We start from the raw sequence: 498 nt of genomic DNA on the forward strand, positions 1-498 counted from the left end.
GTGATGGTCTGCATGATCACCGGCTGGTGGGGCAGCAGATTGGCGGTCCACGACGTTCCGGTCACTTCCGCAAAGTGGAAGCGCCCCTGCGCATCGGTGGTCACGGTCGTGCTGCGCTTCTGTTCGCCCCAGTGCCAGTGGTAGTCCTGCGCCACTTCGACGCCCGGCACCGGCTGCCCGTTCAACAGCACCGTGCCATGCACTTCGGAAAACAGATACAGCGTCTTTGAAAAAAATGCCATCGCCCCTCCTGGCGTGAGAATGCCTGCAAGCAGCAGGGTGCAACCGGCCCATCGCCTCGTTCCGGAATGCATTGGCGCGCCCTGCCTCGTCCCTGATCAAGCGGCCATGGTCGCATCATTGGCCGCGCTGCCGGAACCCGCCCTCAACTTCCGCGCCTGCCTGCCGCTATCCCCAAGGACCTCATGCCGCGCAGTTCGTGGCGCACAACCGACGGATCGATACGCATGCAGCCGGGCACCAGCGACAGCACTTCCG

At 64.1% G+C, this 498-nt stretch carries 1 protein-coding gene; it reads right to left on the reverse strand.

Annotated elements, in window-relative coordinates; all coding sequences use genetic code 11:
- Positions 1–242: DUF6795 domain-containing protein (locus AC1DN0_RS41380; protein WP_477146650.1), on the reverse strand; the 242-nt coding region annotated here is incomplete at its 3' end.
- Positions 243–498: the final 256 nt, after the last annotated feature.

The organism is Cupriavidus sp. 05N39, from assembly GCF_056397325.1.